Below are 11,937 nucleotides of genomic sequence, written 5' to 3' on the forward strand. Positions count from 1 at the left end.
TGGCGGTGAGGGAGGGATTCGAACCCTCGATACGTTGCCGTATACACACTTTCCAGGCGTGCTCCTTCAGCCACTCGGACACCTCACCAAATTTTACTGCTTGAAGTGGCTTTCGGAGCACGCTGTGCGTGCATCTTGCCGACTTCGTCGGTGGGCAGCCTCTCGGATACCGCACCAAATTTTTGTCTGTGGTTTAACGTGTTCAGCCAACACGATGTTCGCTGCGCCGTTGCGCTGGAACGGGGCGTAATTTAGGGGAAAGCCCCGCCGCCGTCAACGGCTTTTTAGCCGCAGCGAACCGTTCGCACATTAAACGCACAGTTCAGGTGCTGAAGTCAGTGAACGGATTCCGGTGCGACCTGGATTTCCGGCAGATTGAGGAAGCCAAGGCGTTCACATTCGGAAACCACTTCATGGGTGGCTGCCGTGGTGCTTTCAACGAACAGCAGGAACTGCTCGACGGTGAGACCCGCCTTGGTAAAGACGGTGTGACCCACAACGAGGCGTGGCAGGTTGTCATCGATGATGTCGAGGAACACCTTGAGGGACGGATATTGCATGTTGAGACGACCCAGTTCGGCCACCAGGGGCAGTAGCGATGAGGGGCGCACCTCCAGCTCGGATGAGAACAGCAGCCCTTCCTCTTCCACGAAGATCCGGCTCTCCTGGATGCCCTCGACGGACTGCAGGGAGACCATGTGGATGCCATGACACTGATCGCACACATAGTGCTCGATCCGGGCCTGTTGCAACCAACGCATTATCATTTCAGAGCTGGGGATATTCATCATTTTCACGACACGGTAGAGATCAAGGGGCGCAGTCTAAACCAATTTTCAGACAACCAAAAGCACACAGGCCGGATCCCCGTCGTCTCGCTTCTTTTTGACAGGCCCTGTGCCTATACTCAGCCATTCTCGTAGCGCACTCGCCTCCAAAGAGCCCGATGACCATCCAAGAAAAGTATCGCCTGCACCTCAAATCCCTCTCGGATGAACTGCTCGCCCTGCAAAAACCCATCCGCATCCTGGATGCCATCAAATGGCCCCGTCACCTGCAAAGCGACTTTCTGGCAAGTGGCGGCAAGGCACTGCCCGCCATCGACAGGCACTTCTATGAATCCCTCCCCCTGGGGTTCGATCCCAGCAACAAGTACCTTGAGCTCAAGGAGTTGAGGGACAGGATCCGCCGGCGCCTCGGCCCCCAGGACGATCTCGGCCGGATCCTGCAAGAGACGGTGGATCAGTACATGGTGGTCATCGAGATGCTGCGCCAGCGCGGGCAGCCTGACTTCCAGCGCTACAGTCAGCGGCTCTACGGCTCGGCAAGCGATCACCTGCGCGGGGATCGCAAGACCCTGAAGGAGCTGGGGGCCAGATTGTGCGACATCTTCTCCCTGCCCGGCGCCCGCCACTTGGTGCGCCCCTACCCCAAGGAGTTCGAGGGGGAAGCCGCGGTGGCGAGGTTGCAGGGCAAGCTGTCGAGCTACTTCAGCGACGGCACAGTCCAGGTCAAGCTCAGCGATGGCATCGTCTCCGATGCCGCCGCCGGGGGGGATTACATCAAGCTCAACTCCCACGCCCGTTTCTCGGAACTCGATCTGCAGGTGCTGGAGGTACACGAAGGCTGGGTTCACGTCGGCACCACCCTCAACGGCCGCCAGCAATCTTACGCCACCTGGCTCGGTGCCGGCTCGCCCCGCATCACCGCCTGTCAGGAGGGGTTGGCAGTACTCATCGAGACCCTCACGTTCAGCTCCTTCCCGGACAGGGCCAAGCGCATCTCGGATCGGGTCATGGCCATCGACATGGCGGAGCGTGGCGCCGATTTCATCGAGGTGTTCCGCCACTTCGTGGCCAAGGGGGCCAGCGAGCACGACGCCTACAAGATCACCCAGCGGGTGTTTCGCGGTGGCATGGTCGAGGGGGGCGCCTGCTTTACCAAGGATCTCTCCTATGTGAAGGGCTATGTGGAGACGGTGAACTTCATTCGCAGTGCCGTGCTGGAGGGGGTGCCGGAGATCCTGCCCATGCTGTTCGTCGGCAAGGTGACCCTGGACGACATCCCCGTGCTCTATCAGCACTATCTGGAGGGGCTCATCGACGCCCCTCGCTACCTCCCTCCCATGTTTCGCGACCTCACAGGGCTCTACGTCTGGTTCGGCTTCGCCTCCGGCATGTCCCTGGTGGACATAGGCCGGGTACAACAGCATTTTCGCCAGCTCTTCCACCGCCTCCCGGCGGCCGACCCCATCATCGCCCCTGTCGACATCGAGATCGACTGACTCCCATAGACAAAGAGGACGCCAGATGGGCGCCCTCTTTGGTGTCCAGGCTGCACGAGCCAGCCACGGGTTACTTGAAGGCCCGCCCTTCCAGATAGTGCTTGCGGCAGAGCGACACATAGCGATCGTTGCCGCCGATCTCCACCTGCTCACCGTCGCGCATCACCTGCCCCGCCTCGTTGACCCGCGAGTTCATGTGGGCCTTGTTGCCGCACCAGCAGATGCTTTTTAGCTCCTCGAACTTGTCCGCCAGACAGAGCAGGTGGTAGGAGCCGGGGAACAGTTCGCCGCGAAAATCGGTCTTGAGACCATAGGCAATCACCGGAATGTCCTGCTCGTCGACGATGCGGGCGAGCTGGTAGACCTGCTCACGGGTCAGGAACTGCGCCTCGTCAACGATGAAGACATCGATGTGCCGCTTTGCGTGGCGCGCCTTGACCATCTCGAACAGATCGCAGCTGTCGCTGAACACCTCCACTTTCAGCTCAAGACCGACCCTGGCACTGATGACGCCGGCACCGAAGCGATCGTCGATGGCGGGCGTCATGGCCAGCGGATACATGCCACGCTCCAGATAGTTGAAGTGGGCCTGGATGAGCTGGGTCGATTTGCCTGAGTTCATGGTGGCAAATTTGTAGTGCAGTGAAGCCATGATGGGGTTCCGAAACGGGAGTGATGGGGCGCATGCTAACCAAAGCCCCTGCCAAAACCAAGGGGCCCGCAGGCCCCTTGTTCTCTTATGCGACTGCCACGGCGCTATACGCCCGGGCTTTGCGCAAATGGTAACCGGAGAAGATCAGGAACCAGAGCCCGCTCACGGTGAAACCGGCCAGCGCGGAGTGCATCAGCCCCATCACCAGGTAGCCGAGCGCAGCGCCAAAGGCGATGGCCAGGGCATAGGGCAGTTGGGTCATCACGTGATCGATGTGATGGCAACCGGCCCCGGTGGCAGACAGGATGCTGGTGCTGGAGATGGGGGAGCTGTGATCCCCGAACACGGACCCTGCCAGTACGGCGGCCAGCATGGGCAGCATCAGACTGATGTCGCTGGCGGCCGCCATGTCGCCGGCGAGCGGCAGCATGATGCCGAAGGTGCCCCAGCTGGTGCCGGTGGCAAACGCCATGGCGCAGGAGAGCACGAAGACCACGGCGGGCAGCACTTCCACCGGTAGATTGCCATTGGCCAGGGAGGCCAGGTATTTACCGGTTTCCACATCGCGCACCACGGCGCCGATGGTCCAGGCGAACAGCAGGATGTTGATGGCGGGCAGCATGGCCATGATCCCCTGCGGAGCCGCCTTCATCCAGTTGCTTGCCCCGAGCTTGAGGCGCATGGCCAGACCGATGGAGACCACCAGGCTGCACAGAGCACCATAGACCAGGGAGGAGCCGACATTGGTATTTTCGAAGGAGCCGAGCACGCTGAACGGCAGCCCCTTGTCGGCCAGCACCGCAGCCCCGGAGTCAATCATGAAATAGACGGTGGCCAGGGTGAGGGTCAGGATGGGCAGCACCATGTCAATCATGCCGCCATTGCTCTCCTCCGGGCTCTCCATGTCGAGCCCGATGGGGCGCCCCTTGGACTCGTCCCACAGCTTGCCCTCCAGTGCCCACTGCTCATGCTGGCGCATGGGGCCGATGTCGAGCTGGAAGGCGATCACCACCAGCACCATGATCAGGGTGAACACCGCATAGAGGTTCATGGGGATCATTTCGACGAAGGCGGAGATGGGGCTCTGGTCGGTCAGACCATGAGCCGCCATGATGCCGCCGACGAGGGCGATGATGTAGGCCCCCCAGGAGGAGATCGGCATCAGCACGCAGACCGGCGCGGCGGTGGAGTCCAGCAGATAGGCCAGCTTGGCGCGGGAGATCTGGAAGCGATCGGTCACCGGACGGCAGATGGCCCCCACCGACAGGCTGTGGAAGAAGTCGTCGATGAAGAAGGCAAACACCATCAGACCGGTCAGGGACTTGGCACCCTTGCGGGTCTTGGCGCGGCGCTCCGCCCACTCGGCAAACGCCCGGGTCGCACCGGAGACGCTCATCAGGCTGATGAGGCCGCCCAGCAGCAACATGAAGAGGATCATGTTGACGTTGTCACGATTGAGCGCACCGTCGACCCAGAAGATCCTGAGCACGGTATCGAGCATGTAATGAAGGGACGCAAGGGGAGAAAACTGGTTGAGCAGCAAGCTGCCTGCGACTATGCCCACCCCCAGCGACACCAGGACGCGGCGAGTGATGATCGCCAGCGCAACGGCCAGCAGGGGGGGAACGACGGACCAACCGGAGTCGGCGTAATGAACGATGTCCATGATCTCTTTGCACCTAAAGACAACAGGTGGAGATCTACCGAGAGGATCAAAGAAACAAAACCCATGGGGAGGGTATACTCCTCAGCCCCTTCAGGTAGCGCTCCATAGTGGATGACTATGGCAGTCCTGCACCTATTAGATGCAGAACCAGCAACCCGGTATGATGGCCTGGTCACTTCGGCGCCGACTCCTTTCATCGAGCATCGCAGGCATCACCCTCCGCTCGGTTACTCATAGGCAGCGCGCCTCTACTTAAAGGTATTCACGGCACATTTTATCGAGCCACCGGGTGATAGCAAGTTTTTTGATTAAATTTCAAGGTTTCTGTGGCCCCCATACCTGCAAAGGTAGTCAAATGGTTCACCAAAAACTCCGATGGCGATATTTTCATCTGACACGAGCCCATTCGAAGATGTTGTCCCGTCAAACGGATAAAAATATCCTTCATATCTATTTCGAGACTTAATTTATCAGCCTAATTAATTATTTTGGCAGGCTTGACTTGGTGCCAAATACCCCTATAAATTATCGAAAAACCAGTTCTTCCCTTAATATTTTGCTCGCGTGGTAGCCAATATGAACGAATTTCTGAAAGTGCTGTTGAATATCCGTAGCCTGCGTGCAGCTTGCCGCGATTTGACGCTGGAACAACTGGAAGAAGGCTTGGAAAAGCTCTCCGCCATCGTCGATGAACGTCGGCAAGATGAATCCGCCGAACGCCAGGCCCGTGAAGAGCATCAAAAGAAAATTGCCGAATATGCCGAAATGCTGAAGGCCGCAGGGATCGATCCTGCCGAATTGGTCAACACCGTGGTGCCCGAGAATACCAAGGTCAGCAAACGTGCGCCCCGCCCCGCCAAATATCGTTATCTGGACAATGGCGTGGAAAAAACCTGGACCGGTCAGGGCCGCATGCCCTCGGTCATTGCCAAGGCCGTTGCCGAGGGCAAATCCGTGGAAGCCTTTGCCATCTGACAGCAATATCAGGCCCCTTTCCACAGCAATAAAAAACCTCGCAAGGCGAGGTTTTTTATTGCCGCTTCGAGCGATTGTCAGCCTCTGTCAGCCGCCTTGACCCAGAGGATCTCCGGGGTACCCGACGATACCAGCAGGTATCGGGCGATGGTGAAAAACCAGTCGCTCAGCCGGTTGAGGTAGGGCAAAACGGCCGGATTCACCCGCTCTACGCGGCTCAACCCAAGCAGCAGGCGCTCGCAGCGACGGGTCAGGGTACGCACCACATGTGCCTGGGCCGCCGCCCGCGAACCGCTCGGCAAAATAAAATTGCGCAGCACCGGCAACCCGGCACTGTAGGCATCGATCTGTTGCTCGAGCCTGTTCGTCCAAGCCTCGTTCACCTGCCACAGCGTATCCGTTTGCGATTCACTGGAAAATGCCAGCTCCCCGCCCAGATCAAACAGCTCCTGCTGCAACAATATGAGATCGGCCAGGAGAGTCGTCTCCCCGGCGGGTATTTCAGCCATCAACAAGCCTATTTGGGAATTCAGCTCGTCGATGGCGCCATAGGTCTCGACACGTTTATCGTCTTTGGCCAGGGAAGTGCCATCGGCCAGTCGCGTGAGCCCCTTGTCCCCTTGCCTTGTATATATTCTCATTCTGACATCCTGTTAATAATGGGAATAATCATGGACTCGAGTCCATTGAGCTTTATCTCGTAGGCCAGTGCCAGAGACTGGCCCAGGGTACCGGCCGGAAAACCGCTTCGCGCCATCCATACCAGATAGGGCTCGGGAATATCGATGATGCGCCGCCCCTTGTATTTTCCGTAAGGCATCTTGCTGGCCAGCGTCAGCAAGATGCGCTCATCGCTGAGTCCATCCATATCAATCGATATTCAGGTATTTATGGGTCTGGATGGAGAGTCGCCAGTTACGGGCGATGCAGGTTGCCATGGCCAGCTCCGTGGCCCTGGCTTTCTGGCTGATGGGTTGCAGCGCAATCATCACATCGGGGCGCAGCCGGGCGGTGGCCAGCAGGGCATCCAGCTCCTCGATATGGTGCTCGGTGGCCACCGGGTGCTTGATCTCGTTGGCCCGCTCGAGGGCAGAGACCAGCACCGGCAACCCACCCTTCATGCCGATCTTGGGGGAAACAGTCACCCAGGTCTGCTCATGGGTCAGCACCTCGCTGGTCCCGCTGGTTTCGATCTGCACCTGATAACCCGATGCCACCAGGGCCGAAGAGAGCTCGCGCAAGTCGTAGAGGCAGGGCTCACCACCGGTCAACACCACGTGACGGGCCCGGTAACCGAGCCGGGTAAAGCTGGCCAGAATATCTTCCGTGCTCATCTTGCTCCAGCCGTCGGACTCATTGGAACGATCGAGCACCTCGCCAGGGGCCACCTCACGCTCGGGGTCCACCACCCAGGTGTGGCGGGTATCGCACCAGGGGCAGCCCACCGGGCAGCCCTGAAGGCGAACGAAGATGGCGGGCAGGCCGGTAAATACCCCCTCCCCCTGGATGGTCTGGAAGATCTCGTTGATTGGGTAGTGCATCTTGGTCACGACTTGCTGCAAAAGGGGCGGATTATACCCCAAACCCGGGCTAGGCACAGGCTCAGGATCCGCTTTTCTCGCCCAGTCCGCTCTTCTCGTAAAGTCTGGCACGGATGCCGCTCTTGTCAGCCAGATAGTGATCCAGGCCACGGCGACGCAGCTCGCAGGCCGGACAGGCCCCGCAACCATCTCCCTGGATTCCGTTGTAGCAAGTGAGCGTCTGGTGACGCACGGTATCGAGGTGACCGTAATGATCCGCCAGCGCCCAGGTTTCGGCCTTGTCGAGCCACATCAGGGGGGTTTCGAAGCGGATGGGGCGATCCAGCCCCAGGGAGACCGCCTGATTGAGCGCCTTGACGAAGTCGTCGCGGCAATCGGGATAGCCGGAAAAGTCGGTCTCGCACACCCCGGTGATCACCGCTTCGGCGCCCACCTGATAGGCATAGATGGCCGCCAGGGTCAGGAACAGGATGTTGCGTCCCGGTACGAAGGTGTTGGGCAGGCCGTTCTCCTGAAGCTCGAAGCTCACCGGTATGTCGTCCCGGGTCAGCGCAGAGATGGCCAGCTCCCCGAGCATGGTCACATCCATTACCTTGTGGGCGGCGATCCCGAGCGCCGTCGCCAGATGGCGGGCGGTGTCAATCTCCGCCCGGTGGCGCTGGCCGTAATCGAAGGTGATGGCATGCACTTCGTCATAGCGGGCCTGTGCCTGCACCAGACAGGTGGTGCTGTCCTGCCCGCCACTGAAGACCACGACGGCTTTTTTCATGTTTTTCACTCCTCTGGGCAATTCAACGGCGGCGGCCTTGTGCAAAGTCATGCCACTGCCGGTTCAAATGGGTAAACAGGGTCATCAGCGGGGCGAAGCGCTCAGGATCTCCTTCCCACCGGGACAACAGATGGTAGCCCGCCTCCAGGGTGGACAGTGCCTCTTCAAAGGGCTTCTTGCGAATGGAATATTGCCCGGCAATGGCGCCGAGGGTGATCCGCGGCAACCCGAGCAGTGCAGGCGAGCTGTGCAACATGCGATAGGCTTTGCGCCAGGTGCCATCGAGGAGGATGAAGTGGGCTCGCACGGTGCGCCCACTCCTCAGGAGATGCTCCCTTGCCTCTATCAGGGTCAGGGCCTCCTCATCGGGCCACAGCACGTAGCACTGGACAGCGGGGTCGGCAAGCAGGGCATTGAGCCCTTCGTCGTCGGAAAAGTCCTCCCCCACATGAATGCGTACATCGGTCAGGGACGCCGCCAGCAACGCAGCCGTCCCCTTGGGGTGACCTACTTCGGCAGGGTGTTGCAGGATATGGAGCGCAGCCAGGTTCGGCACACGCTGAATATAATCGCACAGGCACGCTTTGAGGGCCCGGGTACAGCGTGTACAGTATCGGCTCTCTTTGTCGTTGGGCTGCTTCATGTTGTCAGGAAAATCGGGTCTGCTCTGGGTCATCGCGCTTTCGCTCGTCACTGCCTTGCTCTTTTTCACCGTGCCAAATCATCAGCTCGCCTTCGATCGCGACCTGATCGCCCAGGGCGAAGGGTGGCGCATCATAACAGGCAATCTGGCACACACCAATGGATGGCATCTGCTGCTCAACCTGAGCGGTCTGGCCGTGCTCTACAGCCTGTTTCAGGAGTACCTGACGGGATGGCGCCTGCCCGTGCTGCTGCTGCTGCTGGGGACGGCGGTCGGACTCGGCATCTGGTGGGGCTGCCCGCAAACCCAGTGGTACATGGGACTCTCCGGCCTGCTGCACGGCTTGTTCGTATGGGGTGCCATGCAGGACATCCGCTTTCGCCGTCACTCCGGCTGGCTGATGCTGGCGGGCGTCGCCATCAAGCTCGGTGTGGACTTTTACAGTGCCGGCGAGAGCCCTGTCTCCGCCTTGATCGGTGCCAGGGTACACATCGAGTCACACTTCATCGGTGCACTCGCCGGCCTGCTCCTCGGCCTCTTCCCCATTCGTCTGGACGCCCAGGCCGTTCACTCCTGAGCTCCCCATAGGCAAGGCCAGCCCACGGCCAAAATGCAGCAGGCCGGATCTGGGATCCGGCCTGCGCTCATTCGCCCATTACGCCGTTACCGGCAAAGCTCGGCATTGATCGCCCCAAGCACGGCGGCGGGATCCGAGGACTGGGTGATGGGACGCCCGATCACCAGATAATCCGCACCCGCCTCCACCGCTGCCAGCGGCGTCATGACGCGGCGCTGATCGCCGGCAGCCGATCCGCTCGGACGAATGCCCGGCGTCACCAGCTTGAATTCGGCTCCCAGCAGCCCCTTCAGCACACTCGCCTCTTCCGCGGAGCAGACCACACCATCCAGCCCGGCCGTCTTGGCAAGGGTGGCCAGGCGGATCACCTGTTCTGCCGGCGTCACATCCAGACCCAGGGGCGCCATGTCGGACTGCTCCATGCTGGTCAGCACGGTTACCCCGATGAGCAGGGGCGCCTTGTCGCCGTATGGCAGCAACGCCTCTCTGGCGGCACGCATCATGCGTTCGCCACCGCTGGCATGGACATTCACCATCCAGACGCCCAGCTCCGCACTGGCCGCCACCGCCTTGGCGACGGTGTTGGGAATGTCGTGAAATTTCAGATCCAGGAAGACGTCGAACCCCTTGGCCACCAGTTGGCGAACGAACTGGGGACCAAACAGGGTAAACATCTCCTTGCCTACCTTGAGGCGGCACTGGGCCGGTGAGATCTGCTCAATGAAGGCAAAGGCGTCGGCTTCGTGCTGATAATCCAGCGCGACCAGTACTTTGGGGTCTTGCATGTCACTTCCTATGGATTGTTATGCCACAGCCAGGCACAGCAGAGCCGGGGCCCGGTTGCACGCTGGCATCTGAAATTCTTGGGTATCCGTGCTCGCCCGGGCGTGCTGGCGTCGCTGGCGTTTACTCTCCATCCAGCCCTCGGATCGGCTTGATGGTGCCCCACTGCCGGCAGGAAGGGCATTGCCAGAACAGCGAATGGGTGGCAAAGCCGCACTGACGGCACTTGTGGGTCGACTTGATCTTGATCTGCTCACCGACCAGTTGCTGCAGCAGCTCCAGGCTCTCCTTGGCAGGCCCCTCCTCGGCACTGGCCAACTGGAAACCGACCAGCTGATAAAAACCCTTCATGGAGGGGTGGCGACGCAGTTGGCGCAGCACCAGCGCACGGGCCTGACTCAACCCATCGCGGGCCTCCACCAGATTGGCCAGCGCCAGGGTCACGCTGACCCCCGCATGATCCTCTACCGCTTTTTCAAGCAGCGGGATCAGCTCCTGGCTGCGACCAAGCTGGCGATAGCATTCGAGCAGTTTTGGCATGGCTTCGGAGGCAAAGTCGATGTCCTGCTCGAACACCCGCAGGAGCTCCTTGGCCGCATCCTCGAACCTGCCCTCCTCCATCGCCAGATCGGCCAGCCGCAAGCTGGCGCGGGCACAGGCCGGGTGGGCACCGAGCGCACGCTTGAGCTTGGCGATGCCCGCAGGCTTGTCGCCATCGCGCAAGGCACTCTCCGCCTGTTCGCAATAGAAGTGGGAAATGGGCTCGGCCAGCTTCTTGCCCTGGAATTTCTGCAGACGCACCGCCACGGCGATGGCATTGTCCCAGTCACGCAACTGCTGATGAATGATCAGGAGCTGTGCCAGAGCCGTCTCTTCGAAATCGCTGTCATCACACAGCTCTTTCCAGAGTGCTTCGGCCCGATCGAGCAAGCCGGCAGCCAGAAAGTCACGGGCCAGCTCCTGCAAGGCAAGCTGACGCTGCTCACGGGTCAGCTGACGGGCGACCAGGTTCTGGTGGATCTTGATGGCGCGATCGACTTCGCCCCGTTGACGGAACAGGTTGCCGAGGGAGAGGTGGGTTTCGATGGTTTCGCTGTCGACTTCCAGCAGCTGGATAAAGAGATCCACCGCCTTGTCCGACTCGTCAGAGAGCAAATAGTTGAGGCCCGCCACGTACTGGCGGGAAAACTGGTTACTCTGTTGCTGGGTGTCCTGGCGAACACTCCTGCGGCCCATGTACCAGCCATAACCAGCGGCGATGGGCAACAGCAGGAAAAGCAGTTCAAGCATCGAGGGACATTATTCCTTGGTTGTCGACCGGGCAAGATCCAACTCGCGAGATTGACGACGCATGGTTCGGTTCAGGGTGCGATTTTGCAGTTTGAGACGCAGGAACAGCAGGCCAAACACCAGCCAGCCCAGCAGAAAACCGCCGGCGAAGAAGAACCCCAGCAACATGGAGAGCGAGAACTCCCCCTGGGCGATCAGGTAGTTGAACTGCACCAGCTGACCATTTTGAGAACCTATGGCAAGGGTCAGGACAAACACCAGCACCAGTGGAATGAGGGCCAAGATACGCTTCATGGGAGCTCCCTGTCTGTAGCGAATGAGTGACTGATTATCCTTAAAATCACAGGCAGACTCTAGCGCGAATGGGAAAAGAGTGTGAGAAACCCGACAACGGGCAGACTCCAGGCCATAAAAATGAAAAAGGCATACTCAGGTATGCCGTTTTCTGCATTATTCGATGATGTTGACGCGTTCGCGCAACTCTTTGCCAGGTTTGAAGTGCGGGACATATTTCCCGGTCAGTTCAACCTTGTCCCCGGTCTTGGGGTTGCGACCCACGCGGGGCGCACGATAGTGCAGCGAGAAACTGCCAAATCCTCGGATTTCAATCCGGTCGCCGTTTTGCAAGGTCGATGCCATCTGCTCAAGGATCTCCTTGATTGCGGCTTCGACATCCTTGGCCGGCATATGCATGCGGCTGGCTGCCAGTTGTTCGATGAGATCTGATTTGGTCATAAGGTTAAATCTCCTTCCCCGA

At 59.8% G+C, this 11,937-nt stretch carries 15 protein-coding genes, 1 tRNA gene and 1 riboswitch; of the genes, 3 read left to right on the top strand and 13 right to left on the bottom strand.

Translation table 11 applies throughout. The features are described from left to right. Together AB5Y64_RS03415 and AB5Y64_RS03420 are read right to left on the bottom strand one after the other, a co-directional pair. A tRNA-Ser gene (locus AB5Y64_RS03415) sits at positions 1–88 on the bottom strand. Between the two features lie 247 nt (positions 89–335). Next, the gene (locus AB5Y64_RS03420) at positions 336–791 is read right to left on the bottom strand and encodes a YbjN domain-containing protein (RefSeq protein WP_160839247.1); all 456 of its coding nucleotides are present in this window, start codon (positions 789–791) and stop codon (positions 336–338) included. Between the two features lie 155 nt (positions 792–946). Here AB5Y64_RS03420 and AB5Y64_RS03425 point away from each other — a divergent pair, with 155 nt between their 5' ends. Then, a complete protein-coding gene (locus AB5Y64_RS03425; protein WP_279966032.1) occupies positions 947–2,284 on the top strand; it encodes a flavohemoglobin expression-modulating QEGLA motif protein in 1,338 nt (445 codons plus the stop codon). Positions 2,285–2,354: 70 nt separating this feature from the next. On the opposite strand, the gene AB5Y64_RS03430 is transcribed toward AB5Y64_RS03425, so the two are convergent. Together AB5Y64_RS03430 and AB5Y64_RS03435 are read right to left on the bottom strand one after the other, a co-directional pair. Next, on the bottom strand, positions 2,355–2,936 hold the full coding sequence (locus tag AB5Y64_RS03430) for a thymidine kinase (protein ID WP_010674989.1): 582 nt from the start codon (positions 2,934–2,936) through the stop codon (positions 2,355–2,357). A gap of 85 nt (positions 2,937–3,021) precedes the next feature. Then, positions 3,022–4,602 (bottom strand): Na+/H+ antiporter NhaC family protein, encoded by a 1,581-nt coding sequence (locus AB5Y64_RS03435; RefSeq protein ID WP_041211545.1) that lies wholly within the window; start codon positions 4,600–4,602, stop codon positions 3,022–3,024. Positions 4,603–4,689: 87 nt separating this feature from the next. Next, a riboswitch (Lysine riboswitch) is annotated at positions 4,690–4,861 on the bottom strand. 317 nt (positions 4,862–5,178) lie between these two features. Here AB5Y64_RS03435 and AB5Y64_RS03440 point away from each other — a divergent pair. Next, positions 5,179–5,577: an H-NS family nucleoid-associated regulatory protein gene (locus tag AB5Y64_RS03440; RefSeq protein WP_041215041.1), complete on the top strand. Its 399-nt coding sequence runs from the start codon at positions 5,179–5,181 to the stop codon at positions 5,575–5,577. Between the two features lie 77 nt (positions 5,578–5,654). Here AB5Y64_RS03440 and AB5Y64_RS03445 read toward each other — a convergent pair whose 3' ends face one another. From AB5Y64_RS03445 to AB5Y64_RS03465, 5 genes are all read right to left on the bottom strand, one after another. After that, on the bottom strand, positions 5,655–6,218 hold the full coding sequence (locus tag AB5Y64_RS03445; protein ID WP_041211547.1) for a cob(I)yrinic acid a,c-diamide adenosyltransferase: 564 nt from the start codon (positions 6,216–6,218) through the stop codon (positions 5,655–5,657). Continuing rightward, on the bottom strand, positions 6,215–6,445 hold the full coding sequence (locus AB5Y64_RS03450) for a DUF3820 family protein (RefSeq protein WP_039038687.1): 231 nt from the start codon (positions 6,443–6,445) through the stop codon (positions 6,215–6,217). The genes AB5Y64_RS03445 and AB5Y64_RS03450 overlap by 4 nt, the downstream gene beginning before the upstream one ends. Before the next feature lies 1 nt (position 6,446). Continuing rightward, a complete protein-coding gene (queE, locus tag AB5Y64_RS03455) occupies positions 6,447–7,118 on the bottom strand; it encodes a 7-carboxy-7-deazaguanine synthase QueE (RefSeq protein ID WP_010674994.1) in 672 nt (223 codons plus the stop codon). 61 nt (positions 7,119–7,179) lie between these two features. Then, positions 7,180–7,887, bottom strand: coding sequence for a 7-cyano-7-deazaguanine synthase QueC (queC, locus tag AB5Y64_RS03460; protein WP_128273342.1), 708 nt, complete (start codon positions 7,885–7,887; stop codon positions 7,180–7,182). 22 nt (positions 7,888–7,909) lie between these two features. Then, positions 7,910–8,563, bottom strand: a complete 654-nt coding sequence (locus AB5Y64_RS03465) for a tRNA-uridine aminocarboxypropyltransferase (protein WP_171865339.1) — start codon at positions 8,561–8,563, stop codon at positions 7,910–7,912. On the opposite strand from AB5Y64_RS03465, the gene rrtA reads away from it, so the two are divergent. Then, entirely contained in the window at positions 8,529–9,107 is a 579-nt protein-coding gene (gene rrtA, locus AB5Y64_RS03470; RefSeq protein ID WP_223915160.1) for a rhombosortase, read from the top strand. The genes AB5Y64_RS03465 and rrtA overlap by 35 nt on opposite strands. Positions 9,108–9,193: 86 nt before the next feature. Here rrtA and pyrF read toward each other — a convergent pair whose 3' ends face one another. From pyrF to ihfB, 4 genes are all read right to left on the bottom strand, one after another. Continuing rightward, positions 9,194–9,892 (bottom strand): orotidine-5'-phosphate decarboxylase, encoded by a 699-nt coding sequence (gene pyrF, locus AB5Y64_RS03475; RefSeq protein ID WP_069785130.1) that lies wholly within the window; start codon positions 9,890–9,892, stop codon positions 9,194–9,196. A gap of 121 nt (positions 9,893–10,013) precedes the next feature. Continuing rightward, positions 10,014–11,180: a lipopolysaccharide assembly protein LapB gene (gene lapB / locus AB5Y64_RS03480; protein WP_010674999.1), complete on the bottom strand. Its 1,167-nt coding sequence runs from the start codon at positions 11,178–11,180 to the stop codon at positions 10,014–10,016. Between the two features lie 9 nt (positions 11,181–11,189). Beyond that, on the bottom strand, positions 11,190–11,474 hold the full coding sequence (locus AB5Y64_RS03485) for a LapA family protein (protein ID WP_171865340.1): 285 nt from the start codon (positions 11,472–11,474) through the stop codon (positions 11,190–11,192). A 156-nt stretch (positions 11,475–11,630) separates the two neighbouring features. Beyond that, positions 11,631–11,915, bottom strand: a complete 285-nt coding sequence (gene ihfB, locus AB5Y64_RS03490) for an integration host factor subunit beta (protein ID WP_005299934.1) — start codon at positions 11,913–11,915, stop codon at positions 11,631–11,633. Between the last annotated feature and the right edge of the window lie 22 nt (positions 11,916–11,937).

The organism is Aeromonas sp. R5-1 (genome assembly GCF_040908265.1).
Lineage (GTDB): Bacteria > Pseudomonadota > Gammaproteobacteria > Enterobacterales > Aeromonadaceae > Aeromonas > Aeromonas caviae.

Bases quoted from the DNA above. Each gene is read 5' to 3' on its own strand.
- AB5Y64_RS03420 (WP_160839247.1), bottom strand. From the start codon at position 791: ATGATGAATATCCCCAGCTCTGAAATGATAATGCGTTGGTTGCAACAG.
- AB5Y64_RS03425 (WP_279966032.1), top strand. From the start codon at position 947: ATGACCATCCAAGAAAAGTATCGCCTGCACCTCAAATCCCTCTCGGAT.
- AB5Y64_RS03430 (WP_010674989.1), bottom strand. From the start codon at position 2,936: ATGGCTTCACTGCACTACAAATTTGCCACCATGAACTCAGGCAAATCG.
- AB5Y64_RS03435 (WP_041211545.1), bottom strand. From the start codon at position 4,602: ATGGACATCGTTCATTACGCCGACTCCGGTTGGTCCGTCGTTCCCCCC.
- AB5Y64_RS03440 (WP_041215041.1), top strand. From the start codon at position 5,179: ATGAACGAATTTCTGAAAGTGCTGTTGAATATCCGTAGCCTGCGTGCA.
- AB5Y64_RS03445 (WP_041211547.1), bottom strand. From the start codon at position 6,218: ATGAGAATATATACAAGGCAAGGGGACAAGGGGCTCACGCGACTGGCC.
- AB5Y64_RS03450 (WP_039038687.1), bottom strand. From the start codon at position 6,445: ATGGATGGACTCAGCGATGAGCGCATCTTGCTGACGCTGGCCAGCAAG.
- queE (WP_010674994.1), bottom strand. From the start codon at position 7,118: ATGCACTACCCAATCAACGAGATCTTCCAGACCATCCAGGGGGAGGGG.
- queC (WP_128273342.1), bottom strand. From the start codon at position 7,887: ATGAAAAAAGCCGTCGTGGTCTTCAGTGGCGGGCAGGACAGCACCACC.
- rrtA (WP_223915160.1), top strand. From the start codon at position 8,529: ATGTTGTCAGGAAAATCGGGTCTGCTCTGGGTCATCGCGCTTTCGCTC.
- AB5Y64_RS03465 (WP_171865339.1), bottom strand. From the start codon at position 8,563: ATGACCCAGAGCAGACCCGATTTTCCTGACAACATGAAGCAGCCCAAC.
- pyrF (WP_069785130.1), bottom strand. From the start codon at position 9,892: ATGCAAGACCCCAAAGTACTGGTCGCGCTGGATTATCAGCACGAAGCC.
- lapB (WP_010674999.1), bottom strand. From the start codon at position 11,180: ATGCTTGAACTGCTTTTCCTGCTGTTGCCCATCGCCGCTGGTTATGGC.
- AB5Y64_RS03485 (WP_171865340.1), bottom strand. From the start codon at position 11,474: ATGAAGCGTATCTTGGCCCTCATTCCACTGGTGCTGGTGTTTGTCCTG.
- ihfB (WP_005299934.1), bottom strand. From the start codon at position 11,915: ATGACCAAATCAGATCTCATCGAACAACTGGCAGCCAGCCGCATGCAT.